This is a genomic window from Calothrix sp. UHCC 0171, from assembly GCF_034931845.1.
In the GTDB taxonomy this organism is placed as follows: domain Bacteria; phylum Cyanobacteriota; class Cyanobacteriia; order Cyanobacteriales; family Nostocaceae; genus Brunnivagina.
This window is the reverse complement of the sequence record NZ_JAYGHN010000031.1, coordinates 49,815-72,395: the sequence shown is the minus strand read 5'-3', so window position 1 is coordinate 72,395 and position 22,581 is coordinate 49,815. Positions and strand designations below refer to the sequence as shown.

The following is a 22,581-nucleotide window of genomic DNA, read 5'->3' as shown; positions in this document are numbered from 1 at the left end:
TGTTGACTGTGCGTTCGCTTATTTTTAAACTCCAAATTGAATTAAAGCCTTAATTCAAAGGGGAAAGGGCTATTTTTAAGTAAGCAGCCAATATAAAGTAATATTTGTTACTTTTGTATTAAGCTTCCAGAAGCATCTATTTAAGACGTAGAGGGGTATAAACCATAAAAATGGCTAAAACCTTGTTTGAGCTAAAAATGCTTGAATTGCTTGTGGAGACTAGATTATAAGCCCTGTAAGGGTTAATTAAATTTTCGGGTCAAAAATGAGCGAACGCCGAGTGTTGACATTGCATTTCAATTTATTTTTGAGTGTATTTTTGGCATCCCAAAGTGATTCTCCTTCATGAGACGATTCGCAATCGCCATTTTCAATTAATAGCAATATTCGATATAAATCTAAATTTGATGCAAATCTAAAACGCTATTTCCTGTTGTTGATGGCTGGGATAAGAAGCTTTCAAATCATTAATAAATTGAGCGATCGCCCCAATCCCAGTACAAAGCATCCCACTAGCAGCACGATACCCGCGACTGCTCCAACCTTGCCAACCAAACCTTTCTCCAATCTCCCCAAACTCAGCCACAACAGCATCTGATTCTCGATTGTTACTCATTTGCAGTTGAACAAGTTCTTTCTCTTTTTGGGACAGTACACCATTTAAGCGATCGACTTCCCGCATCAAAGGCTCGATCGTTTTCTCAAGTTCTTTATTGACAACCCTTGCAGCCTGTTTGTTGAGGGTATTTTCCCAATTATCTGTCCGCGAATTGGAATATTCGAGAGCTTTTTCTAATTCCGCGACTCGTTGTTCGAGTTGTTGATTTTTGGTTTGCAATACTTTAAGCGATCGCACCTCTTCTTCTTTGGCTACTAATTGTGCTGATAAATCTTGGTTTTTTAGTGCGATCGCGCGTGAATATTCCTGTGCAGCTTGGATTTCCCGTTTTGCCGCTTGCAGTGCTGCATCTCTAATTTCGATAAATCTTCCCTGTTCTAACTCAGCTTTTTCGCGGTTATACTGAGCGATCGCATCTGCAATTTTCTGCTCAACTTCGACTGCGGTAAACAATTCCTGGGAATTTGCCTTTCTTGCTGGCTGTTGGGCTTCCGGCTGGATTTGGTGGGGTTTGAGCAAGTGTTTGACTTCCATCCCTTGGGAGACTGTGTGGTCAAGCAATACCCAAAATTCCCCCTCTCGTTTGGACATGATTATTCCACTGTGTCCAGTCCAACCCGTATTATCTTCCTTGACGACAATCCGCATTCCTGGGGCTAATTCCGTAGTTGGCAAAGCTGGAGTTTGACTTACTTCTGTGCTTGGTACTTGTTTATTCCCTTTCTCCCTCGCTCTCTCACTCCCGCTTTCCTGCTTAACCTGTGCTGCTGTTTTCTTACCTGATCGCACCAATTCTTTTACTAAATCGTGGCTAACTTTGGTTAATTGTCGCAGTGCGGAAACGCTCCAATTTTGGACATTTTGACGGATTAGTCTTTGCGATCGCGCTGGTAATTTCTCAAACCAAGCATAAATCTCCATCGCAGAGGAGGCGATATAGCGTGATGCACCAAAATCAGGTGAAGCAAGCCATTCAGAAAATACTTTCTTTCCATTCGGGCAAAATGCAAGGCAGTCGAAGTAGAAATCTTGGAGCGATCGCCCTATCTCAATTAAGCCATCGAAGGTCTGGCGAACAAAGCCAAAGAAGTTGCCGAGGGTGGATTTAGCCTTGGTTTGCAAGTCGGGTTTGGCAAAGCGACCATAATCGAAAGTGTAGTCTAAGGCAAACGGTACATAAATGCTTTGAGTATTGTCGTCGAAGGCGATCGCGTTCATAATTGAAGTATGTCCCTTTTCATTTGGGCGAAACCAAACCCTCCGTGTTGATTACCAGTCTGAGCGGGGGGTTTTGGCTTTGAGTAAATTTATCTAAAATTATAACCTATACGTGATACTAATAAGTTACTGTTTAAAATTATTTACCTGGGTAGGAATAATTTGTTGAATTTGCCAAAGGATATCTACAGAGCGCAAGTAAAGCCTCACCAATTGGGGAATCTCGCTAGGTGTTGACAACCAGTTATTACAAGTTGTTTCACCATAGCCAGTCAGTTCAGCCAAGAGTTTGCAAGACTCTTTTCTATACCCATATTCCCCAGGATTCTTACTCCGTTTTATGGGAATCCATTTTTCACAAAACTCCGACGGTTCTAAAGGCTCAAACATTAATATCGTTACTTTTTTAGTCCATCACCTCCAGCCGACTTTAATTTATACGACAAACTGTAAGTATTGACTTATAGTTTTTGGCATTGATTGTCAGGAGAGGATGAAGGTGTCAGCAAGACAATTATCCTCAATTCTCCAAACCAAAAATACGCATACAAGTATTTAAATCCTATAAATATTATATCAATTTAAGGGAATAGGGGAATAGGGGAATAGGGGAATAGTGATTCAATTCCCTCGATACCGTGTCAAAATAAATGACATGGCAAAAAGCGAAGATACAGTTAAATTAATAATTGGCAAAGAGTTAAAAATCCGTTTCAAATCCCTCTGTGTCCAAACTGAGACGGATATGAGTGCTGTCGCTAAAGATTTAATTGCAGTATGGTGTTTAGAACAAGAGAAAAAGCTCGTAACTGAGAAAAAAAAGGGTTAAAGCAGTGGTGATCGCGGTTGATAGTTCTTCTTTAGTTATCAACTCTTTTTCTCTACTGTTGGTTGGAGAATACTCAGCTTGCGACGAGATAAAAACCCTCATCCCAGAAAAGAGCGATCGCGGGATAGTTAGCTAGCTTGGCATATCGATGGAGCGGTTTATTGTGTGAAAACTTCTTAATCACACTTGGTTTTTCTCATTACCCCAAGAAATTCTACCCAATATCTTCAACTTTTCTGGAACCTGTAGCAGTGCAGGTGTATTCATTATCAGACAAATGACTATAACAAACTTGTATAACAAAACTTTGGGGACTTACCCCAACTCAAACCCGGTCGTGATGGCTGGGTTTTTGCGTTTTCCTAGAAGCATAACTGTAAATTAACGTGAGTTCGATGAGTTATAAAGCCTGAAACTCTTATCCAGTATTATGTGTGATAACCAAGAGTTTCTAAAAACTCTGAGTTTATTGAGAATCGAATCAGTAACCCTTGAATTTGCGAATTATTGACTTGGTTCTCAACTAATGATTGAGGTAGTCTTTGAGCCTTAGTGTCCAAAACCATTGATTCACAAGCTTTATAGCGTTTTAAATCCGTCGAACTCACGTTAAATTAAAAATGCGATATTCCCCCAGGTACTATCACCAAGACATAATGACAACAATCGACTGTATCGTTAGTACTGCATTTGCAGCGTATCTTCTTATAGAATTTTGTTAAGACTTTCTTTATCGGTAAAAACATAACAACTTTGTAGTATCCAGCGAGTCGCAATAAAGACACTCAACCCGATTAAAGTTGTGCTTTTGGGCAATAGAGTATAAAGTTTCCTGTGTTTCAGGAAAATCGCTCGACCAAATATGGCTTTCAACCATCGAATATTCTTGAGGAGTAAGCAAAAACCAGTTTTTTTGTACTTCTTCTAAATAACGTTTAATATACCATTCTCGGTCTTCTTCTTGTTTGCGGAAAATATCAATGAGGATAAAAACACCGTCAGTAGACAAGAGATTCAACAACTGACCAATTATATAGTCCTTTTCCTCAGTACTCAAATGATGGAGAGCAAAAGAAATCAGAATGGCATCAAAGGTATCCTGTCTATTTTTCACTAGTTCCGGAACCAATTGGGAGAAATCGCCTTCAGTAAAGACTTGAGAGCATTTAATCTTTGCCATATTAGAAGCGGCAATCTCTAGGGCTAGTTTAGAAAGGTCTATGCCTTTGTAAGATAATACGAATGTATTTAATAAAGCGGTTGTAGTGAAGCTGGCATCGCCACAACCTAATTCAAGTATTGTAAAAGGCTTTTGAAAGTAATCGACCAGTAATTCATGGAGGGCATTATAAATTTCGCGGTGTCCCATATAATTGCTGTTTAATATTTTTTGATAAGTTGCCCACTGATTGTTAAACAATTCGTTGGAACGAGGGGATATGCTTTTGGACTCTTCTGAACGAACCATGCCGTTCCTAAAATAACTACATCCTAATAATAACTAGGAGGGATGCATTTTTACCCACATTTTTGATCAGTTTTCGGGGTAAAACGAATCGACGAACATTACTTACTCATGAGGTTGTAGGGGTTTGAGGATTGTAATACTAGTATAGGTGTGGATTGATAAACTTTTGACTACATGATGCGATCGCAAATCAGCAATTAATGAATCAAACCCAGAGTAAACGCATCTAAATAGCCACAATATATGCAAAAAAAGCTTTTCAAATGAGAAAAATAGGAATTTGGTATCTGAAGATATCTAAATAATAAAAAATGGTGTAACTTCCAAGATTAACCCTATAAAGATGTGAGTATTTATCATTAATTACAATTGCATCAGTAGAAGCAAACCAGAAGCGATCGCAACCCATAAAATTCACAAATATCTCTGCAAACATAGTAAATTATTGATGGCTAACGCCAACCATGTGGGTGAAGTCAATGGAACCAGCCTATGAACACTATAAATATCACATTCACTCACCCATTTACCAAAGCTCCCAAATATACTTTTGGTGAACAAGTTGCAATTAAAAGTAACTGCGATCGCAAACAATGGGCGACAGGTCAAGTTACTGGATTACGATTAGATTATGACTCCACAAATAACTGGAACTACACAGTTGTTTTGGATTATCCACAAGGATTTTGCGAAGAATGTACCGAAGAAGATTTAGCAGGAGTTGACGAATTGGTTTGCTCAAAACTGTAGAAAAAGTCAATAAATTCCAACTGTTAATTCATAATAAATAAAAATTTCTTAACTGCTGGTATTTATTATCAGCAGTTTTATTTTACGGCTCACGCCTTTTGAAGGGTGAAGTTTGTAAAATCAACGAATCAAATATGAAAACACCGCAACAAATAAGCAGTGAGCTTAAGCAATTTACTGGTTCGACAGTTCTCTACAAACACTGGCTTGGCTTCAAATATACTGAAGGAATTAAATATCTAGCAGATGAAACCAATTGTTATTGGTTACTCGATGCAATATTCTCCCATCAAACAAAACAATTCCTCTCCAATCCCAACTTACGAGAATTCCAAATTTGGCATTTACGAGTTGAGAATAATTCTGGAATCTTGACTTGCGAATGGGATACGAATCAAGAAGTATTACGCCAAGAAATCGAATACACAGATTTTCCACTTGATCGCATCAAGCTTTACCTAGCCGAAGAAGTTCTCATCCTCCCAAGCGAATACTAATCTACATGAAATTGATAATTATTGGGAGAAAATTATGGTGCAAGCAATTAGCAACGAGCAAACATTTGTCAGTAATCTCGAACAATTTATAACCAAGGCTGACAGATTTATTAAAACTTACTATTCGGGTATTAGCGAAGAAAACCACGTGCGAGATATAATCCAGGATTTGCAAAATCTGATGTTGGATACAGATTTACGCCAACTCGAAATTGATTATCAATATTGTCGAGAAAGAGCGGATTTATTTGCAGATTGTGATGACAATGCCTGGTTTTGAAAAGGCTAACGCCTAGAGCAAAATGAAGAATTAAGTGAGATTATCATTATGGCTACACGCAAACAACAAACAACTAATATCCAAACCATAGATAACTCGATTTTGGGAGAGTATGCTATTAGCGATTATTCCGAACGTGTATATTCCAAAGTTTACTATTCCATTCGTTCTCTGTGTGGGTTAGTTGCCAAACGCAGCTTGAAAGAAACCTTTAGTTGGGATGAATTCAAAGAACGGTTTGCTAACGATTTCGGAAAGGTTGAAGAAAAGCGATTTACGCTCGAACAATTGCTCGAATATGCCAACCGTAAATTTGGTAAAACTCTAGAAGATTTGCTTGCCGAACATGATATATCCTGGCAACGCAGACGCGAATATATGGAGCGCGATCTCATAACAAATCAAACAGAAGTAATTACAGAAAATACCAACTACTAATTCCAAATCAATCAAATCCAAGAATCCTCCGGCATTTATCAATACTGGAGGATTTTGATTAGAGGTATATTTTCGCTTCAATTTATATGCTTTTAATCCCAATCCCCAGCAAAATAATTCATCTACTACGAATATGCTACGAAATGGTTATGTCGTCTGGGAAGGTGCATCTTTAATTGATGGCTCTCCCATCGTTTTGATATTAACCGGTTTTGTTAACCCTACGTCTAACCGCAAAACTGGAAGGCAAATTCAATCGTGGATTCTCTCACAAAACTATGTTCCAACATACGCTGCAAAACATGGTTTAGATCGGTCGATTTGTGGTGATTGTCCGCTAAAGTTGAGTAACACTGGTAGTTGCTACGTCAATCTTCTCACTCCCAATAATATTTATCGCTCCTATCTTGCTGGCAATTATCCTCAATTTAGTGAGAAAGAATTAGCACTTTTACAACACTATCGCTATCCCATTAGATTGGGTTCCTACGGCGACCCAACAGCAGTACCGTTAGAAGTCTGGGAACCGATTATTTTGGCATCGGATAAGCATACAGGATACACGCATCGGCATAAAAGTTGCGATCGCCGGTGGCAGAAATATCTCATGGCTTCTGTTGAAACCGAAGCTGATGCGAAACAATCGCAAAATTTAGGATGGAGAACTTTTAGAATTATCGCTCCTGATACACCATTGAGCGATAACGAAATACTTTGCCGACACACAGAAGATGACCGCGTGCAATGTAGTGCTTGTCTCCTGTGTGATGGGAAATCATCTAAACCGAATATTGCTGACAAAGCTCATGGATTGAATTGGAAAGTATCCGATTTTCTCAAATATCTGGAATCCAAATCAAATTCAATTTAGCCAGATAAGGCAGGAATGAAAGTATGTTAAATCGTTTCTGCCTTTTTCAATTATTAGCCTCATGGCAATAGTTATAAAAAAGCGATCGGGAGCGAACATTATGGCGGAAGTTTTGAGTACACCGCAATTTCAAGTACTAACTCATCAATATACTGGGGAGAAAATAGGAAGGATTTATTTTCCAGCTTTGTTTTTGACAGAGTTTCACGTGAATCTTGCCACCGGGGAGTATCCCCGTGGCAAAGTTCACACAAGTGTTACTCAATGGTTACAGCAGCAGAAAATAATGTTTGGGGAGGCAGATTTAAAACAATACGGAGATGGCTCATTTCGATTATATTTCCGAGTGAGTAATGCCTTGGAAGGAGAATATTTTCGATTAGTAAATTTTCTCATTGGCAAAAGCCGTTGTGAAAACAAGGAGAAATCTTGATGCAGTTAAAATATCGTTATTTTGTGAGTGATATTGGCATTACAAAAATACAACATCCCGAAATTCAACCCATTTACCCGCAAGTACAAGAATCGAAACTACAATGCAAGTTTTACAACAGCTTGGATATGCGGAAATAGAATACTGGAGTCCGTTGTTACCAACAGAGAATCCTGGAGAGGTTATGAGTATTTTGACACGTAATTTAGATTGAATCAGTCTATCTAGAAAGAACAAATAAGGCGAAAGTATATCTTTATTTAGAGATATTTTTTTTAATTAGCTATAAATGATTTTAAAAAATCTTAATTTTATTGTTTAACTGCTACTCTGTCTTTCGATCGGATAATATGCCTTGATGCTTTTCTTGATAGTTTTTAAGGATTTTCTCTAATCTACTCATTTGCTTAGTATTTTTTTCAGATTTAGCTAACATACTTCCCAAATAAGATGCATCAATCTTGACACCATTCACAGCCAAGATATCATTTGCTAATTCTTTCGACATCATCGGAATTAATATTTCCATATTCTTTCTGTAAACTTCTCCTTCCCATTGTTCCATCAGAAATGTTCTTGCCTCTTGGTTAACATAAATATCCTTCTTTTTTGTAATTAATACCATTGCCACATAGCCTCGATTTTCAGTGACGGCAAATACTAATTCTTCCTTATCTCTTTTCAACCCTTTGTACCAATAATCGATATGTTCTTCTAATTCAAATTCAAATAGTGCATATTCCATTTTTCCATTATCAAGTAAAGCTTGGCGTAGTAATTTTTCAATTTCTTTTATTTTCTTCATATTTCTTTGAAATGTAGAGTTAATATTTTATGGAATGGCTTAATTTATATTAGCTGACAAAATGCACAGAAAATTTTTAGGGAGTTCAGATTGAGAAATGTTATAGTACATAAATACTAAAATAGTTTTGATATTCCTGCGATCGCGGGTATCGATTTATAATATTTGCGCCACGAAACCAAGCGAAAATGTCCAGTTCATACCAAGTCAACCAGCAAGCAAATAACGCCACTCCCAAACAGGAATCGATTACGGGAGTAGTAGAACGTTTGACTTTCCATTCCGAGGAATCTGGTTATACGATCGCACGGTTACAGCGCCCAAGAGTATCAGAATTAACCACAATTGCTGGTAACTTTGCAGGTATTCAACCAGGGCAAACGCTACAACTAAATGGCTTTTGGCGTGAACACCCTCAATATGGCTTGCAGTTTCAAGTCACCAACTACAAGGAAACCAAACCCGCGACGATTACGGGTATTGAAAAGTATTTAGGTAGCGGCTTAATTAAAGGAGTTGGTCCGGTTACTGCCAAACGTATTGTCGCGCACTTCGGCTTGGAAACTTTGGATATCATTGAAAATCAAATTGATCGCCTAAACGAAGTAAGCGGTATCGCTAGAAAGCGAATCACACTGATAAAAAAGGCATGGGAAACCCAAAAAGCCATCAAAGAGGTGATGATATTTTTGCAGACTCATGGCGTATCAACGACTTATGCAGTCAAGATTTATAAAAATTATGGGGACAAGTCGATTGGAATCGTTACAAATAACCCTTATCAATTAGCAGTTGATATTTACGGGATTGGCTTTATCACCGCCGACCAAATCGCTCGTAATCTAGGTGTACCAGCAGATTCGGAATTTCGCTATCGTTCAGGACTCACCCACGTATTAAATGAAGCATCTGAGGACGGGCATTGTTATTTACCTCAACCCGAATTAGTCGAAAAAGCGTCCCAATGTCTCAAAACCAACGAGCATAAACCAACCGAAGAAGCGATCGCAGAAATTATTAAAACCATGTCCTACCAGGACGAATTAATTCGCGAATCTGCCCCCGACAAAACCTTGCTTTGCTATAACCCAGCATTTTTCAACACTGAGAATAACTTGGCATTACTCATCGGTCAGCGTTTGAAAAATCAGATAAGTCCCGATATAGAACGTGTTCGCACCTGGTTAACCAGATTTACCGAAAGTCGCAAAGTCGAACTTTCTCCCCAACAGCAGGAAGCTGTGGAAATGGCTGCATATTCCAAGGTTGCGGTGTTAACAGGTGGACCCGGAACAGGGAAAACCTTTAGTGTGCGGGCAATTGTGCAACTGTGGAAAGCGATGGGAAAAGCGATCGCACTGGCTGCACCAACGGGAAGGGCAGCACAACGGTTAACCGAGATGACGGGATTGGAAGCAAAAACCGTACATCGCTTACTGGAATTTGACCCTAAGAATATGGGGTTTAAGCGGGACATGAAAAATCCATTGCCCCAGAAGGCGATTATTGTTGATGAAGCAAGTATGTTGGATTTGTTTTTGGCATACAGTTTAATCAAAGCCGTGCCTGAAGACGGACAAATTCTGTTTGTGGGAGACATCGACCAATTACCATCGGTTGGACCGGGTAAAATATTGGCAGATTTGATAAATTCGGAAAAAGTACCCGTGGTGCGGTTAACGCAGATATTCCGGCAAGCCCAGACAAGTGCGATTATTCGCAATGCTCACCAAATCAACCTGGGGCATTATCCAAGTATGGAACCGATTTCCGATACTCCCAAATCCGATTGTTTGTGGCATGGTGGAGGACAACAACCGGAACACGGGGTACAAGCGATCGCTGAGTTGATTACAGACTTCGTTCCTAAGTTAGGCTTTAATCCTGCAACTGATATACAAGTTTTAGCACCGATGACGAGGGGATTGGTGGGGACGCGCAATTTAAACAACGTGTTGCAGCAATTGATTAATCCTCCAAGTTCGGAGAAAGTCGAAGTGACCAGAGGTGGAGTGATTTTTCGGGTGGGCGATCGTGTGATTCAATTAACCAACGATTACAACCGCGAGGTCTTTAACGGAGATGTGGGATTTATTACCAAAATTGATACGGAGGAGCAGGAAGTTATCGTTCAGTATCAGGATAGGGACGTGACCTACGATTACGCGGATTTGAATGAGTTGGCTTTAGCTTGGAGTGTCACAATCCACAAATCTCAGGGTTCGGAATATCCGGTGGTAATTATGCCGATTTATACCCAGCATTTCATGCTTCTGTCGCGGAATTTGATTTACACAGGGTTAACTCGTGCGAAGAGATTGGCGATAATTGTAGGTTCCAAAAAGGCGATCGGTATGGCTGTAAGGTCGGTTAACCAGAAGGAGCGGTATACCCAATTGCAAGAAAGATTGGCTCAAATTTCTGCGATCGCTTGAATTTCTACAAAGTTCTCACGCTGACAACATGGGGAGGTGTAGAATCGGGAGGGTAAATAACATCAACCTGTACTTGACGATTGCTATTGGCAGGCATTTTTAACTTGACCAACGGTTCTAAAATTTGGCCTGTGCGATGCCACAAATGTACATAGCGAATTATTTGCTTGCCCCTATCATCCACATACTTGACCCTCACGGTGCCTCGGAAAAAGGGAAAATCTAATGATGGTTTGCGAAAACGGATTCCACCTCGGGATAACTTATCTTCCTTCAGGGGTGTTTCCAAGGTGACGCTCACGGTTTGAGTTTGTTTGGAGCTATTTTGCAAAGGTAAAGTCAATTCATACTCGATCCCATAATTGCCGTGAGCTTCGTATGCTGTATCGGCATAGCGGACTAACATTTTGGCTGTCTGGTTTTGCTCGGTTCCTAACCTACCACCGCGTAGAGTTACCAATCCATAAGAAATAGCCCTCCCCGGTTGGGGAATCTTTAATTGGGGTTTAGTGCCTCCGAGATTATCTGCCAGTACCGCTTGCCATTGGGAACCTTGGGAAACACCCGCGACACGACCATAAATTAACTGACCACCCACAGCATCGGGAGGTGTGGGTATTTTATCGCGAGGTCCGGCAAAATTACCGTTGTTGAGCAATGCTTGCCATTCACCCAAATTTGGTTGGCGCTCGCGATTGTCTGGATTTTTCTTGGCAAACATTGCCAAACTCGCAATGTATATTTTCCCGCTACTTTCCAATCGGAAAAAACTCGAGCGACCATTTACGGGTTTTTCCAAACCGCGCACGGGAATGGGATGATTCAGCAACATACGGGTTTGTCCCGGGGCAATTACCAATTTTGCGGGGAAATCAGGTTGACGCACACCTCGTAAAACATCCGCAACTGCTCTGGCTCCGGGTCCCGAAAAGGCTTTACCATCATCATTCTCAATATAGGGCGGCAATGTCACAAATGGCGCTTCCGTCATCAAATAGCTTGCCCCTTGGAGCAGATTCACCGTCACAGATTTTCTACCTGGGTTGTGCAACATCACCCCGATATATAGGGTTTGCAAGTCCTTGGGAGTGTGGGTGTAGTGATGGGCAAATAGATCGAAACGTCCTTGAAATGGATAATTTAAGTGGGGTGAGGAGAATTTTTTGCCAGTGGGAGGAAATGTAGAGAGCAAAATTCCCTCATTTTTAATCCATTCAGGACTGTTGCTATTGAAAACAGGAATTGTATTTAGCTTACCGGGTAAAGCCCGTATTTCTCCCAGTTGGATAATTTCCTGCGGTGTTGGTTTTGGTGTTAGGTTCGCTGGTGCTTGGGCTGGGGTACGTAATCTTTGGTGAACTCCCAATCCCAACAGGGTTAAGCTGATTGGTAAAAATAGTGTTACTTGTGGTTTGAGCGATCGCATAAATCAAATTAGATTTGCTAGGAACAAAGCAGTTACTTTGTATAGAATAAGACTTTTGATGAAGATGCGGTTGCGCGAATTGCTCCCAACGCAACTAAATCACCCCTTTCTTTGGAAATTAATCGAACCTACAACAAAAATAAACCATATTCTTCCCCAGTTGGCTGAAACCCAATAGCTCGATATGCAGATTGGGCTGGAATATTATTGGGACTGGTAAATAACACTGCTCGCTTCACACCTTGCAAACGAGCATACACCAACGCTCCCGCAACCACAGATTTTGCGTAACCATTACCCCGTAATTCCGGAGGTGTCCAAACTCCCCCAATCTGGACGATATCGGGTAATCGAGCATTAAAGGTGCAGTAAGCGACGGGGGTTTGTCTGCGAACCAAGCAAAAATGCGACTTATCTGCTTGCCGTTTCTCCAAAGTTTGATGAGACTTGGCTCGTAATTCTGGAGTATCAAGTTGTCCCAGAGCCTCCACCTGATACGCGACACTCCACTCAGCCAGTAATTCTAATTCGCTGGGGATTGGAAAGCGACACTCCAAATTTCCAGTTACCAATGCCATCGGCACTGTTAGATTAGACAATTCCAAAGAAAACATGATTTCTCGTTCGGCAATCCGAAACTGTTGTCTCTCCAATCCCAATATTTTACTTGCATCCTCAACCTGTTTCGCAGGACCAGTAATTCCAAAAATACCTCGTTTTTCCAACTCCAAGCAACTCGTCACAACACTTTCCAAATGTGCGGGTGCTTGGAGAATTATCATGCCATTCCAATAATGAGCCGCAACCGCAACTATTTGCCCATCTGCGATCGCCGCAGCATATTTCCCCTGAAATGGTTGACCATTATTCTTCAACCCAACCGCACATAAGTTTGATCGCAAAAACATCGAGCTTGTCGCATGTTTGATGAGAAAAGCTTCGAGAATCGCTTCGTCACCGGATTGTAAAATATGAATTTCAGTCATTGAGGTATTGCTTTTATTTGAAACTATTCCGACTTTTTAACTTTGCCTCAAAGTTTGATTATAAAACGAATTAAAGCATTATCTCTAAATGAGTTTCTGTAAATTTAAGGAAATGTACAGTCAAAAATATAATCATCTGTTAGGGTAGAAAAAGAATAGATTTATCTGAGATTTTAGCTACACAAAAAATCGAAAACTATCCGAAAAAAGCTAATTAGTCACCTTGCAAATTGATTCAAAGTTCTTCCAAAAGATTTTCCGAATCAATAAGAATTATGGATTTTCTCATAAGTCCAATATTCACAAATTAGCTCGACTTATAAACCAGTCAAAATAATACTTTTTGCGGTCATTCGCAAAAACTCAATCGCCATACTCCCGTTTGGACAACATCGTCCAAAAGTTGCAATATCAATTATTTCAAGCAAAAAGTAACGAAATAATGTAGGAAATTGAGCAATGAGTAAACTTCTACATGATGGACGGCACTTGCTCTACTCAACAGAAGTAGCAGCAAAAATAGGTCGAAATGAAGCTATTTGTTTGCAGCAAATATATTACTGGATGAATGTAAATGGTGGAAAAATCGTTGATGGAATTAAATGGTTTTGGAAGACGTATCAACAATGGTCGGAAGAATTGCAATTATCCATAAGTACGGTTCGCAGAGTCATCAAAAAGCTCAAACAACTGGGGTTAATCGCTGTCGATCGACTTTCTGTAAAAACTTATTACCAAGCAAATTGGTACACGCTCCAAATTGAGACAGTGCAAGCACTTTTCCAAAATGAACATATCCATGCGATCGCATTGAACAATTCGACCTGTTCAAAATTGACAGATGATATCAAAGAGTACCCTTCAAAAGAAAACTCTCCTCAACAACACTTTGCTGATGTGGAAGAAAAAAAAGAAGTTGATGATGAGCTACCCCAGATTAATCACTACGTTCAAGGAATAGAATCAGTTAACTTGATCGGCTTTGAAGATAGTCATGAGGACAATTTTTCCGGGGGCGAAATCGAAGAAAACGAAATCGATACGACTTTGAATAAACCAGATCAAACAGAAATTAGGGAAGTATGCACTGAGTTGAAAAGATTGCGTATCAACCCAGACCCTTGTTTGGGGGTGATTAAGAAATATTGGGAGAATGTAGAGAGTGCGATCGCTCGTGTCAAAGAAGCAGTAAACGAGGGATGGTGTAACAATCCCACAGGCTTATTTATCAACAGTTGTAAAAGCGGCGAAAAGCCGAAAAATACAATAAATACAGACGTAAAAGCATGGTTTGAATGGGCTAGAAAAGAGCGTATAGTACTGGCAATGTCGGGAGGATTTGTTTATACACCAGACGGTAAAGCTGTAAAAATTAGCGAAATGATGCAGGAGCATCCAATTCCCAATTAATAGCGAAATTAGAATCGCAGTCGATCAAAGTTGCTCGGGCATTGAAGGAATTGGAAATATAAAAACTAGAACTTCTCTCGGCTTAGTGGTTCTTGGCTGTGCGATCACTCGGTGTTTCAATATTGACTTTGAGGCGTGCGATCGCTAATTGATTAAAAACAAACAAAAGCAAAACTCCTACACTGCAAAAATTTGACGGGTGATGTTGTGCAAAAAGTTGATACTAAAAGAATTTCGGGTATTTTGCTCAATGGCTAGATTAACGTTCCGCTTCACCCTCTGCTAGTAACTTGTCGGACTCAACCAGCCAATCCTATACGGTCGGTGTGTAAGCGGATTGTTATGCAGCGTATACTTCTACGACATTGAGCTTACCCTGAAACTACACCTAACTGCTGCATCATTGCAAAGGTATCGCCCTGCCCCCAATGCTCTACAATTTTCCCGTCTACAACCCGATCAATGTGAACGACTGAAAACTTGACCTGTTTGCCTGTGGGTGGAATGCCCATTAACTCTCCTTGATGCGTTCCCGTGAAGATACCACGAGTGACGACTTTATCAGCTTCAGCAATGACTTCTTCCAGAAGATGGCGACCATCTGGAAATGCAGAAAACATCATCGTTCCATACTGCATGAACTCATCATAGCCATTGAGAATGTCCGTTCCCATGCCACGCCCCACAATATTAGTAGACATCAATTCTCGTCCTCGCTCAACATCTTTTGAGTCAAAGACTTCATAGAATTTGAGAACAATTGCTTTGTTTTGCTCTAGCGACATAGTGTTCCTGTGCAACGGAAGTGTATTTCCAGTAACTTTACTGTGCAGAGCAATAACACGCATTGACTTGGGTTAAGTTGCCCTCTTTTCCTGCACCCTCCGTTTCAATCGGCTTAGAGATTCTGGTTCAATTCCTAAATGCGATGCGATGTAGTGCTGTGGAATCCGTTGCAAAAGTTTGGGGTCGCTTTTCAGGAAATTGAGATAACGCTGCTCAGGGGAATCCCGATAAAGAGAAAGTAGGCGATCGCGCAACTGGAAAGCCAAATCTTCCACCACAAGCCTTAGCAATTTCTGACCATCTGGCATGGTTTCCAGAATTTCGATGACCTGCAAATTTAAGATGAGTACCTCTGAGTCTTCGATCGCCTGACAGGAAAAATAAGCAGGGGTTTGCCGTCGAAAACTTTCATAATCTCCTAGAGTAGAATGCTCAGGATGAAAAAATAAGGTCAGTTCTTTGCCGTCTTTAAGAAAAAAGCTCCTCAAGCAACCGCTTACTGTCAACCCAACGAAATGACAGATATCACCTTCTCGAAATAGAAAGTCTCCTTTCAGCACCCGCTTCAACTCAAGCAGAGGTTCAATCAGTGCCGCGTCAACTCGGCTTTGTGGAAAAAGCTGCTGGATGAATGAGTGTAGCAGTTGATACATTTAAAGTTTGACCTGAGTTTTCGTCGCTAGTCTGCTTCTTATTTTCCCACGACTATCTCAGAGTTTACTTGGTACTGATTGTCTCATCGATAACTTTCAAACTGCTGCACTCACTCATAATTTAAGCCGCATAACTACTTATTGTACGGAAAAATTCCGTATAACCTTTTTTTATCCCGATATATCAACCACTACAAGTAGCTTCTTTCGTAATTATACGGACAACTTCTTTTTTAAACCCCTGTTTCGGATGTTATACCGAATTTTGATCTATAATTACCCTTCACGGGAGGAACCAATGAAAAATCCTGATCGAACAGTCGTAAAAATGAAAGCGATCGCCCAGTATGAATATGGTTCTCCCGATGTGTTGAAAATGGACGAGGTAGATCGACCAGTTGTATCTGATAACACCGTACTAGTTAAAGTTCATGGTGCTGCCGTCCATGCTGGAGATTGGCATTTGATGCGGGGTCAACCGTTTTTTATTCACTTTATTTATGGAGGGTTACGCAAGCCTCAAACTAAAATCCTGGGTTGCGACGTTGCGGGGGAAGTGGTAGCTGTGGGGAAGAATGTGACCCAGTTTCAGGCGGGAGATTTGGTGTTTGGTGATGTCTCGGAATCGGGTTTTGGTGCCTTTGCCGAATATGTCTGCGCTCCCGAAACAGCGATCGCGCTCAAGCCAAATAATTTGAGTTTTGAAGAGGCTGCAACAGTTCCCGTTTCTGCGGTGACAGCACTCCAAGGACTGCGAGATGTGGGACAAATTCAGCCAGGACAAAAGGTATTGATAAATGGGGCTTCCGGTGGGGTGGGGTCGTTTGCAGTTCAGATTGCCAAGGCTTTTGGGGCTGAGGTGACAGGTGTATGCAGTGCGAACAAAGTCAAAATGGTGAAGTCGCTTGGAGCGGATCGCGTTTGCACTCGTGCGGAGATGAAATCCCAATTAAAACAGCACTATTACAATTTGATACTCGATAATGCTGCCTACAATTCACCGTTCGATTATTTCCCGTTCTTGAAAACTCCAGGTACTCTGGTTGTAGTCGGTGGTTCGATGACGCGATTATTTCAAGCCATGTTTCTCGATTTGGTTACTTCTAAAATCGGTGATCGCAAAATCAAGTTTCTGGCTTGCAAACCCAACCAACAAGATTTAATTGTCTTAAAAGACGCGATCGAGGCTGGAAAAATCCGTCCCTATGTTGATCGGGTTTATCCTTTGAGCGAAGTTCCAGTAGCAATCCACCATTTGGAACAGCGTCAAGTACGGGGGAAAGTCGCAATTAGTATTTATGGGTAACTTTGCAATTAATGCGTCTCATTTCCCCTCAAAAGTACAGTAAAACTTCACTGTCTCCGATAGGCAAATTTTGCCGTTCGGTAGGCAATATCTAACTACAAGTTATTGATCGATTTGTAAATCTCGGGTGGTTTTTGATATTACAGATAAATTCTGTCGATCAAACCTTGCTGTTTCGGGAATGTAGGTAGCGATTCCTTTTCCCCGACTAGCAACAAATTCAATCACTCCAATTGTTTCTGCTGTTTTAATACCCAGAATAATATCTGACGGTTTCGTCAATAATTTCATCCCTTCTTTCGGTGACTTTGCACCAACAAACTCAACCTCAATATCCTTCCGCTCTCCTCCAATTTGCTGCAATTTTTCCTGTATCTGTGGTGTGGGATTTGGAGAAATATCAACAAACCGTATTTTATCGAAACCATTTTCTACAGCACGAGCGATCGTACGTTCAACCATATGCTGCAAAACTTGCTCTGTTCTGGCTTGATATTTTGCTTCCACAACCCCGGTAATAATTGCCACAGTCGCAACATTCGATGATTCAGACTCGGGAAATTTAACGCTATCTGGGTCGATGGTAATATCCACATAACTGGGAGGAGCCTTGTTAACAGTCCCCGTAATTGTTAATCCCTGGATTATTCTCCCTTTAACAGCAAGTTGTTGATTGAGGAAATCGACGGATTTTTTGCTTAAAACTCCCAAAACTTGATTTCCAATTTTTGCAAGAACAACTGGTGTTTTTTGGGAGTTGAGTTGTTGCAGGTCTAAAGTAATACTCGCTTGCTCGCCTTGCCAATTGCAATTAGCGAAAGCGTATCGGTTAATTTGGTCAATTTGTATTTTGTTTTCGGGATTTTTTAAACTGGTGACAATCACACAGGTGCTGGGGGAAGAAGTAATACTCGCAATAGCTTCGTATCCAGGGAGTAAGTGGGGCGATCGCGCATCAACAATTCCCAATTTTTTCCCTTCCACTATCACCCAACGAGCGGTTTTCTCTGGTTCGCGAGGGTTAGCAGCATCCTCAAACCTAATCGCAACTTTTTCCCCAGCGAAATTTCTACCAGCACACTCATTAAACTGGGTTCCAATTACCCGCATCTCGGTAAATTGAAGGTTTTTGAGTTGGGCGATCGCTTCTTCACAGAAAACAGCAAACGCAACCCCCGCTCTTTTCAAACCAGAATAATTTTTACTCTCCCCAGTATGGCTAACATCATGAATTGCAGCTGCAAGTTGCGCTTTCTCCTCGATGGGTATTTCCTCGCGGATTGATTCAACAAATTCCCTGGTTTGCTGTTTCAAAGCATCAATCATCCCATCGCTAATTCCAAAATGAAACTCGACTTTCCCCTGCTGCATCGACATTCCCGGTTTAATATTATGTTCCTTAACAGAGTCGCTGCTAACTGTACCAATTGGAATATTTTTAACTTTTGTACCATCCTTAAATTGGGCAACTGCGAATAGGGTGTGGGGTATTTGTGGTATTGGCTGTCTTGCTTCTATGCGGATATCTAAGTATTGCGTTCGCCAAAAATTAGAATTTCTCGCCGCCGCAAATTTTATTAAATTAGTAATTTTTAATTGTTTTCCACTTGCTGAGGAAGTAATCGTTAAATATGGTCCTGGTTCAACCTTTTGTTGTTCCTCTAGTTGAATGCGTTCCCGAACCTGAGAATTATATTTATCTTTGATTTCTTGAGCGAATTGCCTTTGCTCCGAACTAAATCCAATGTCAGGATAAAGTTTTCTAAATTGTTCGATCGGTCTAGCCGAAATTTGATGTTGCTCAAATATTTCGTTCGTTTGCCGAATCATTAAATCGATGGGACTGTAGCCATTACTTTTCATCCCTCGATTGGTAAAAGCTTCGGGATTTTTCTTATCATATAACCATTCAAGTTCTTTATAATTGGTAATTGCTTGGCAATATTTAAGAATTTCATCATCGGGACGTAGGGCACTTTTTGCACCATCTGCTGCTACTTGTAGTTCATTACCAAGAAAGGCTACGCAATCTTTTAATATGGCTTTGACTTTATGTAATTTTTGCTCGACTTGTGCTGGATAACTTGAATTTAGGTTGATAGAGATAACTTGTTTAATTTCTTCCAACATCTGCTCTGGAATTTGTAATTTTCCTTGTTGCTGTTTCTGTAATATCCGATAGAAATGCTGGGATATCTGTTTCAAATAATCAAGTTTACCCAATTTCGGCATTGCACAAATTTCACATTGCAAGGCTACATTTTTCTGGATTTCGTTGGCTATAATGCCAATTTTATTCTCCATCGCCGAGATAGCTATCTGCTCGAAACTACCTTGATAAGCCACCTTTTCCTTCTTGATAATGTCGGGATAGCGATTTTCTGGTAAATTCCGCTCTTTTACTTCCAAAGCCAGATGGGGAAATTTCCGACTGGGAGCAAAAGCCAATAAATCTCCATCAAAATCGCATTGCATGTTATCCATAGCAGTTTTGGGATGAATATAAACACAGCCATCCAATATTTCTGGAAGATATTTATTTCTCAAAGTAATTACCCCATTGCAATTAATCAATGGGGAGCGGGTAACAATGATTTCTTCCCCTTCTTTTAAAAAAGGAATACTAATTTCATCGTGCTGCAAATCCAAACTTGGTTGTGCTAAACCGGAAGTAAATTTAATCGATCGACCCGTGGCAATTTCTACCCATTGTTTTCTCGCAAAATCCTGGAGTTCGACAACAATTTTGGGATGTTCTAGTAACTGACAGTAATTATCTAAATCAGCTTTTACTAGCGAATACAGCAATAAATCTTTCTGAGATGCTGCTAAATTATCACTGTTTTGAGCCTCTTCAATCTCTCCACCAGAATCTAAATTATCGAAAACAACACATTTATCAATGTCTGCTTGTAAATTCGGCTCAATTTCTTGGTTTTTTGCTAGTACAGCTTTGCGTCGTTCGTAGGTTTCTATATATCGCTGGGCTAATTTTCTAATATCTTTTTGGTCGCTAGCTAATTGTTCGGCTTGCTGTTTAATTATGGGTAAGATTTCATTGTTTACGGATGAAGGATAATTTACTAAAATCTGGGTTCCCAAACTATGTTCTCGATACAAAGCCAATGCTTTTACACCTAATCCAATTGAGAGCAAATATTCCCCAGGTTTTATTGCATCATCTCCCTTCCTGCCTTTAAAAGATGACGTTGCCAAAACTAAATCGTAGCCAAATCTGGAGCGTAAAGTGCCATCTCGAACCTTGCCACCCATACGAAAACTTGATTCCCCAAGCCGTTCGAGTTGTGCGGGAGCAAGTGTACCCTTAGCAATCCGCATAACCCGACTTTCAGCTTGGGGTTTAATACCAAGTCGGAACTGAAATGCACGCTCATCTATATTATTGGAAAGTGCGAAATTGCGATCAATTAATCCCTTGCAATCACCAACTAATTTTCTCGCATCCGCATTGGCAATGATACCTCCATTCTCCCCCGTCACATCATCAATAACCAAAATTCTGACATTGTTTAATTCGTGAAAACTACGACAAGGTGTAAAAGGTAAGGGATAAGCTGCACCATCAGAGCGATTGGGGTAAAGCTTTTCGCGAATAGTCGAATCGCTAGCAAAAAACATCCTTTTCCCTGCACTAAATTGTAGAGTTTTCCCGTTGTATTCCTGTAAATCTTCGGGAATGGTTGCTTCTGGATAGGCAGTGCCAATACTAAACTCCACACCAGGAAAGAGATATTCAGCCAAGGTATTTTCGAGTTTTTCTTCTATTCCCGTTTCCTGTTTGGTTTTGGTATCGAAGTGATTGAGTCGTAATACCATGATAAAGAGGCAGGAGTAAGAATTTTGATTTAGTTGGTTGAATATATATGGGCTATTCTGACTTCTGGATTCTGAATACTTTCTTGATTAGTAAAAAAGAACTACAATAAAGTTTGTTATCAAATGCCAAGGTGGAATTATGTCATCTGAATCCATAACAAAACCTCAGCCAACAACAAGCCGATACCAAGTCGTTTCATCGATGACTGTGGATGAACTTCTCAGCGAAGGTTATGCTAATTATGATGATTTTTATGACCCTTCAGAAGAAGAATGGAAAATAGAACTTGCCAAAATTGAACAAATGATTCGGGATAATCCTGTTGACTACTCGGAAGGTATTCCTTTTTGATTTAGGCAATTAGCAGATTTTATCATTCATCGATTTTTACCATCTTCTTCTGGTAATTTGGTTAATTCATCAATAGGAATTAAGTAGCTAAGTAAATCTAATTTGACCATATTGCCTTCGATTCTTTGGATTTGGAATGGTTGCCAGCACTGATATTGAGGTGGGCATTTTTTCCAAATCACCATATCATCGATTTTGAGTGCAATTTTCTTAATTTCATCTCCATCTATGTTCAGATATTGCTTTATTTTTTCCTGCTCCGATGATGGCAATGTATTCTGATTTTCTAAGTTAATTAAACCATTTGTTGTTGGCAAGTCAGATATGGCAGTGATATCGGAGATTAATGGTTGGGGATAATTAGCTTCTTCTGTGATAGCATCGGTTTTTGCTAAATTTTCAGTTTGCGAGCCATTTAGTCTCTGATTGTAATCTGTACATATTGTGGGCATCGCATTATGATGATTTCCCAAAATATCCAATCTTTCCGAAGTGGAATTAGCTGCAATTAAAGTATTTGACTCACAGATATTTTGAGCATTATCCCCATCGGTATTATCTTGCTCAGAACTTTTATTTACATCTTCTTTACTCACCTGATTTCCAACAACAACCAATCTCCCTTGTTTAACATCATTCCATAATGCGATCGCTTCTCGAATTAGGGTTTGGGGAAAAGTGCCATTTGCATCCATTTCTTGTTGGATAATGCCACCAGTTTGCATATCCTCTTCCATGATGTCGGGAATTCGACAGACAGGTTCACCGTCCTTACCTGTTTTCCAAATCGTTGGCTTATCTGGTTTTGGTTGCGTGGGGGTGCGGTGGGCTGAAATTAATTCACGCACTTTCTCTTGAGTAATATGACTGCAATTTTTCAAGCTTTCGATAACTTGGCTATATTTTTTAGCGTGTTTCGCCAACTCAAAAATCGTATGTGGCTCGACTTCTTTCAAATCATTGGCTGCAAAGTTGGAAAACGCAGTCGCAACCTTCAAATAGATTTTACTCTCCCGTAAACTCCAGCCAATGGTACTCAGTAAATTCTTATATTCTTGGTGTGAAAGTTCTTGCTTTTGGGATGCGATCGCAAATGCTTGCTCTAAAATCGAAGCAGTTGCATCAACCAAATTATCGAGCTTTGTGTAAGTTGTTGGATAGATTGTAGTGGCAACCATATAC

General features: G+C 40.2%; 23 protein-coding genes. 13 read left to right on the top strand and 10 right to left on the bottom strand.

Annotated features, from left to right (window positions below; all coding sequences use genetic code 11):
* Positions 1-415 precede the first annotated feature (415 nt).
* On the bottom strand, positions 416-1,837 hold the full coding sequence (locus VB733_RS20580; RefSeq protein ID WP_323341926.1) for a hypothetical protein: 1,422 nt from the start codon (positions 1,835-1,837) through the stop codon (positions 416-418).
* A gap of 126 nt (positions 1,838-1,963) precedes the next feature.
* The gene (locus tag VB733_RS20575) at positions 1,964-2,227 is read right to left on the bottom strand and encodes a hypothetical protein (protein WP_323341925.1); all 264 of its coding nucleotides are present in this window, start codon (positions 2,225-2,227) and stop codon (positions 1,964-1,966) included.
* A gap of 265 nt (positions 2,228-2,492) precedes the next feature.
* On the opposite strand from VB733_RS20575, the gene VB733_RS20570 reads away from it, so the two are divergent.
* Both VB733_RS20570 and VB733_RS20565 read left to right on the top strand, forming a co-directional pair.
* Positions 2,493-2,666, top strand: a complete 174-nt coding sequence (locus VB733_RS20570) for a hypothetical protein (protein ID WP_323341924.1) — start codon at positions 2,493-2,495, stop codon at positions 2,664-2,666.
* Between the two features lie 4 nt (positions 2,667-2,670).
* Complete coding sequence (locus VB733_RS20565) at positions 2,671-2,802, top strand: hypothetical protein (protein WP_323341923.1); 132 nt, start codon at positions 2,671-2,673, stop codon at positions 2,800-2,802.
* Positions 2,803-3,396: 594 nt separating this feature from the next.
* Here the strand turns inward: VB733_RS20565 and VB733_RS20560 are convergent.
* On the bottom strand, positions 3,397-4,134 hold the full coding sequence (locus tag VB733_RS20560) for a class I SAM-dependent methyltransferase (RefSeq protein WP_323341922.1): 738 nt from the start codon (positions 4,132-4,134) through the stop codon (positions 3,397-3,399).
* A gap of 492 nt (positions 4,135-4,626) precedes the next feature.
* On the opposite strand from VB733_RS20560, the gene VB733_RS20555 reads away from it, so the two are divergent.
* From VB733_RS20555 to VB733_RS20525, 7 genes are all read left to right on the top strand, one after another.
* Positions 4,627-4,884 (top strand): hypothetical protein, encoded by a 258-nt coding sequence (locus VB733_RS20555; protein ID WP_323341921.1) that lies wholly within the window; start codon positions 4,627-4,629, stop codon positions 4,882-4,884.
* Positions 4,885-5,018: 134 nt separating this feature from the next.
* Complete coding sequence (locus tag VB733_RS20550) at positions 5,019-5,381, top strand: DUF6876 family protein (RefSeq protein WP_323341920.1); 363 nt, start codon at positions 5,019-5,021, stop codon at positions 5,379-5,381.
* A gap of 34 nt (positions 5,382-5,415) precedes the next feature.
* Positions 5,416-5,661, top strand: a complete 246-nt coding sequence (locus VB733_RS20545) for a Pb-reticulocyte-binding protein (RefSeq protein ID WP_323341919.1) — start codon at positions 5,416-5,418, stop codon at positions 5,659-5,661.
* 48 nt (positions 5,662-5,709) lie between these two features.
* Positions 5,710-6,099, top strand: a complete 390-nt coding sequence (locus VB733_RS20540; RefSeq protein ID WP_323341918.1) for a hypothetical protein — start codon at positions 5,710-5,712, stop codon at positions 6,097-6,099.
* Between the two features lie 133 nt (positions 6,100-6,232).
* Positions 6,233-6,970, top strand: a complete 738-nt coding sequence (locus VB733_RS20535) for a hypothetical protein (protein WP_323341917.1) — start codon at positions 6,233-6,235, stop codon at positions 6,968-6,970.
* Positions 6,971-7,070: 100 nt separating this feature from the next.
* Complete coding sequence (locus VB733_RS20530; RefSeq protein WP_323341928.1) at positions 7,071-7,403, top strand: hypothetical protein; 333 nt, start codon at positions 7,071-7,073, stop codon at positions 7,401-7,403.
* Positions 7,403-7,543 (top strand): hypothetical protein, encoded by a 141-nt coding sequence (locus VB733_RS20525; RefSeq protein WP_323341916.1) that lies wholly within the window; start codon positions 7,403-7,405, stop codon positions 7,541-7,543. The genes VB733_RS20530 and VB733_RS20525 overlap by 1 nt, the downstream gene beginning before the upstream one ends.
* A 185-nt stretch (positions 7,544-7,728) precedes the next feature.
* Here the strand turns inward: VB733_RS20525 and VB733_RS20520 are convergent, their stop codons facing one another.
* A complete protein-coding gene (locus VB733_RS20520; RefSeq protein WP_323341915.1) occupies positions 7,729-8,208 on the bottom strand; it encodes a hypothetical protein in 480 nt (159 codons plus the stop codon).
* Positions 8,209-8,396: 188 nt separating this feature from the next.
* On the opposite strand from VB733_RS20520, the gene VB733_RS20515 reads away from it, so the two are divergent.
* The gene (locus VB733_RS20515) at positions 8,397-10,643 is read left to right on the top strand and encodes an ATP-dependent RecD-like DNA helicase (protein ID WP_323341914.1); all 2,247 of its coding nucleotides are present in this window, start codon (positions 8,397-8,399) and stop codon (positions 10,641-10,643) included.
* A gap of 4 nt (positions 10,644-10,647) precedes the next feature.
* Here the strand turns inward: VB733_RS20515 and VB733_RS20510 are convergent, their stop codons facing one another.
* Complete coding sequence (locus VB733_RS20510; RefSeq protein ID WP_323341913.1) at positions 10,648-12,069, bottom strand: DUF3370 domain-containing protein; 1,422 nt, start codon at positions 12,067-12,069, stop codon at positions 10,648-10,650.
* 128 nt (positions 12,070-12,197) lie between these two features.
* A complete protein-coding gene (locus VB733_RS20505; RefSeq protein WP_323341912.1) occupies positions 12,198-13,055 on the bottom strand; it encodes a GNAT family N-acetyltransferase in 858 nt (285 codons plus the stop codon).
* Between the two features lie 459 nt (positions 13,056-13,514).
* Between VB733_RS20505 and VB733_RS20500 the strand changes: the two genes are divergently transcribed.
* Positions 13,515-14,465 carry a winged helix-turn-helix domain-containing protein gene (locus VB733_RS20500; protein WP_323341911.1) on the top strand — a complete coding sequence of 317 codons (951 nt, stop codon included), beginning with the start codon at positions 13,515-13,517 and terminating at the stop codon, positions 14,463-14,465.
* Between the two features lie 371 nt (positions 14,466-14,836).
* On the opposite strand, the gene VB733_RS20495 is transcribed toward VB733_RS20500, so the two are convergent.
* Together VB733_RS20495 and VB733_RS20490 are read right to left on the bottom strand one after the other, a co-directional pair.
* Entirely contained in the window at positions 14,837-15,250 is a 414-nt protein-coding gene (locus tag VB733_RS20495; protein ID WP_323341910.1) for an ester cyclase, read from the bottom strand.
* A gap of 72 nt (positions 15,251-15,322) precedes the next feature.
* On the bottom strand, positions 15,323-15,904 hold the full coding sequence (locus VB733_RS20490) for a Crp/Fnr family transcriptional regulator (RefSeq protein ID WP_096614759.1): 582 nt from the start codon (positions 15,902-15,904) through the stop codon (positions 15,323-15,325).
* 298 nt (positions 15,905-16,202) lie between these two features.
* On the opposite strand from VB733_RS20490, the gene VB733_RS20485 reads away from it, so the two are divergent.
* Positions 16,203-17,210, top strand: coding sequence for an NAD(P)-dependent alcohol dehydrogenase (locus tag VB733_RS20485; RefSeq protein WP_323341909.1), 1,008 nt, complete (start codon positions 16,203-16,205; stop codon positions 17,208-17,210).
* Between the two features lie 102 nt (positions 17,211-17,312).
* Here the strand turns inward: VB733_RS20485 and VB733_RS20480 are convergent, their stop codons facing one another.
* Positions 17,313-21,047 (bottom strand): hypothetical protein, encoded by a 3,735-nt coding sequence (locus VB733_RS20480; RefSeq protein WP_323341908.1) that lies wholly within the window; start codon positions 21,045-21,047, stop codon positions 17,313-17,315.
* Positions 21,048-21,186: 139 nt separating this feature from the next.
* On the opposite strand from VB733_RS20480, the gene VB733_RS20475 reads away from it, so the two are divergent.
* Complete coding sequence (locus VB733_RS20475) at positions 21,187-21,399, top strand: hypothetical protein (protein ID WP_323341907.1); 213 nt, start codon at positions 21,187-21,189, stop codon at positions 21,397-21,399.
* Between the two features lie 26 nt (positions 21,400-21,425).
* Here the strand turns inward: VB733_RS20475 and VB733_RS20470 are convergent, their stop codons facing one another.
* On the bottom strand, positions 21,426-22,577 hold the full coding sequence (locus VB733_RS20470) for a hypothetical protein (RefSeq protein WP_323341906.1): 1,152 nt from the start codon (positions 22,575-22,577) through the stop codon (positions 21,426-21,428).
* Positions 22,578-22,581 lie beyond the last annotated feature (4 nt).

What these genes read in the sequence shown, in the direction of transcription:
- VB733_RS20555 (WP_323341921.1), top strand. Translation starts at nt 4,627, where the DNA reads ATGAACACTATAAATATCACATTCACTCACCCATTTACCAAAGCTCCC.
- VB733_RS20535 (WP_323341917.1), top strand. Translation starts at nt 6,233, where the DNA reads ATGCTACGAAATGGTTATGTCGTCTGGGAAGGTGCATCTTTAATTGAT.
- VB733_RS20470 (WP_323341906.1), bottom strand. Translation starts at nt 22,577, where the DNA reads ATGGTTGCCACTACAATCTATCCAACAACTTACACAAAGCTCGATAAT.
- VB733_RS20510 (WP_323341913.1), bottom strand. Translation starts at nt 12,069, where the DNA reads ATGCGATCGCTCAAACCACAAGTAACACTATTTTTACCAATCAGCTTA.
- VB733_RS20490 (WP_096614759.1), bottom strand. Translation starts at nt 15,904, where the DNA reads ATGTATCAACTGCTACACTCATTCATCCAGCAGCTTTTTCCACAAAGC.
- VB733_RS20480 (WP_323341908.1), bottom strand. Translation starts at nt 21,047, where the DNA reads ATGGTATTACGACTCAATCACTTCGATACCAAAACCAAACAGGAAACG.
- VB733_RS20525 (WP_323341916.1), top strand. Translation starts at nt 7,403, where the DNA reads ATGCAGTTAAAATATCGTTATTTTGTGAGTGATATTGGCATTACAAAA.
- VB733_RS20500 (WP_323341911.1), top strand. Translation starts at nt 13,515, where the DNA reads ATGAGTAAACTTCTACATGATGGACGGCACTTGCTCTACTCAACAGAA.
- VB733_RS20495 (WP_323341910.1), bottom strand. Translation starts at nt 15,250, where the DNA reads ATGTCGCTAGAGCAAAACAAAGCAATTGTTCTCAAATTCTATGAAGTC.
- VB733_RS20505 (WP_323341912.1), bottom strand. Translation starts at nt 13,055, where the DNA reads ATGACTGAAATTCATATTTTACAATCCGGTGACGAAGCGATTCTCGAA.
- VB733_RS20485 (WP_323341909.1), top strand. Translation starts at nt 16,203, where the DNA reads ATGAAAAATCCTGATCGAACAGTCGTAAAAATGAAAGCGATCGCCCAG.
- VB733_RS20530 (WP_323341928.1), top strand. Translation starts at nt 7,071, where the DNA reads ATGGCGGAAGTTTTGAGTACACCGCAATTTCAAGTACTAACTCATCAA.
- VB733_RS20540 (WP_323341918.1), top strand. Translation starts at nt 5,710, where the DNA reads ATGGCTACACGCAAACAACAAACAACTAATATCCAAACCATAGATAAC.
- VB733_RS20575 (WP_323341925.1), bottom strand. Translation starts at nt 2,227, where the DNA reads ATGTTTGAGCCTTTAGAACCGTCGGAGTTTTGTGAAAAATGGATTCCC.
- VB733_RS20560 (WP_323341922.1), bottom strand. Translation starts at nt 4,134, where the DNA reads ATGGTTCGTTCAGAAGAGTCCAAAAGCATATCCCCTCGTTCCAACGAA.
- VB733_RS20475 (WP_323341907.1), top strand. Translation starts at nt 21,187, where the DNA reads ATGTCATCTGAATCCATAACAAAACCTCAGCCAACAACAAGCCGATAC.
- VB733_RS20520 (WP_323341915.1), bottom strand. Translation starts at nt 8,208, where the DNA reads ATGAAGAAAATAAAAGAAATTGAAAAATTACTACGCCAAGCTTTACTT.
- VB733_RS20550 (WP_323341920.1), top strand. Translation starts at nt 5,019, where the DNA reads ATGAAAACACCGCAACAAATAAGCAGTGAGCTTAAGCAATTTACTGGT.
- VB733_RS20580 (WP_323341926.1), bottom strand. Translation starts at nt 1,837, where the DNA reads ATGAACGCGATCGCCTTCGACGACAATACTCAAAGCATTTATGTACCG.
- VB733_RS20570 (WP_323341924.1), top strand. Translation starts at nt 2,493, where the DNA reads ATGGCAAAAAGCGAAGATACAGTTAAATTAATAATTGGCAAAGAGTTA.
- VB733_RS20515 (WP_323341914.1), top strand. Translation starts at nt 8,397, where the DNA reads ATGTCCAGTTCATACCAAGTCAACCAGCAAGCAAATAACGCCACTCCC.
- VB733_RS20545 (WP_323341919.1), top strand. Translation starts at nt 5,416, where the DNA reads ATGGTGCAAGCAATTAGCAACGAGCAAACATTTGTCAGTAATCTCGAA.